The following is a 1,399-nucleotide window of genomic DNA, read 5'->3' as shown; positions in this document are numbered from 1 at the left end:
GATTCACAGGTGCCGCACAGGGTCCCCAAAGCCCCGCCTAACCGGCAGATCGGAGAGTTGTCCCCATGGCCACTTCGCACTCCATGACCAACAACCTTCCCCAGCTCACGCATCCGGACGGCTCCCCCATCCGCGCCCTCGTGGTGGATGACGAGCCCAGCCTCTCCGAGCTCATGAGCATGGGGCTCCGGATGGCCGGCTGGTCTGTGGCCGTAGCCGAGGACGGGCCCGGAGCCGTCCGGCTAGCCAAGGAGTTCCGCCCCGACGTGCTGGTGCTGGACGTGATGTTGCCCGGGTTCGACGGCGTCGAACTGCTGAACAGGATCCGCGCGTTCGCGCCGGAGGTGCCGGCGCTGTTCCTCACCGCCAAGGATGCCGTCCAGGACCGCATCACCGGACTGGCGGCCGGCGGCGACGACTATGTCACCAAGCCGTTCAGCATGGAAGAGGTGCTGCTGCGCCTGCACCGGCTGGTCCAGCGCTCCGGAGTGGCTGCCATGGACACCGCCGAACTCGTGGTGGGAGACCTCGTGCTCAACGTCGACACCCGCGAAGTCACCCGGGCCGGTGAGGAAATGCACCTGACCGCCACGCAGTTCGAGCTGCTGCGCTACCTCATGGAAAACCCGAAGCGGGTCATCAGCAAGGCCCAGATCCTGGACCGTGTCTGGGACTACGATTTCGGCGGCCAGGCGAACATCGTGGAACTGTACATTTCCTACCTCCGCAAGAAGGTCGACGCCAACCACGCTCCGATGATCCACACGGTGCGCGGAGCCGGGTACGTCCTGAAACCGGCGGACTGATCCGTGCCCTCACTTTCCGGCATGACCCGCGTCCCCGGACGCGACTGGCGCAACCCGTCGACGTGGCATTTGCGCACCCGGCTGGTCCTGGTCGCCATGGCGCTGCTCGTGGCCATCTGCGGCGCTGTGGGCTTGTTCAGCTACGCCTCCATGGACCTCTTCCTCACCCGGCAGCTCGACACCCAGCTGGACCAGGCCTCGCACCGTTCGAGCGAGTTCAGCCGGCCCTCCTCCGACGATTCGGGCAGGCGCCCCGACCCCCTCGAAGCCCGGGGACAGGGCGTCGGGACGCTTAACGCACGGATAGTGGACGGCGAAGTCAGCAGGGCCGGGTTCCTGGCCGGGGACGGCGCGGTCAAGAGCCTCTCCCCCGCCGACAACAAGGTTCTCCTGGCCCTCACCCCGAGCGGCGTGTCCGTGGACCGCAGCCTTTCGGCCGGCGCCTACCGGCTCACGGCGGCGCGAACACCGTACGGTGACGTGATTGTGACCGGACTCCCGCTGGCAGAAAAACAAAGCACCCTGGCCTCCCTGGTCTGGACCATGGTGGTGGTGTCCGCCGGCGGGCTCGTGCTGCTCGGGCTCCCCGGCAC

The 1,399-nt window shown here is 67.5% G+C and carries 1 protein-coding gene and 1 pseudogene; both read left to right on the top strand.

Annotation, left to right across the window (positions count from 1 at the left end; translation table 11 throughout):
* The first annotated feature begins 65 nt into the window (after positions 1-65).
* Positions 66-806, top strand: a complete 741-nt coding sequence (locus LQV45_RS32475; protein ID WP_079551963.1) for a response regulator transcription factor — start codon at positions 66-68, stop codon at positions 804-806.
* A gap of 21 nt (positions 807-827) precedes the next feature.
* Positions 828-1,399, top strand: a pseudogene (locus LQV45_RS32470) (sensor histidine kinase); the annotation flags it as partial.

This window comes from Microbacterium sp. Bi128, assembly GCF_918698205.1.
This window is presented reverse-complemented; position numbering and strand designations above follow the sequence as displayed.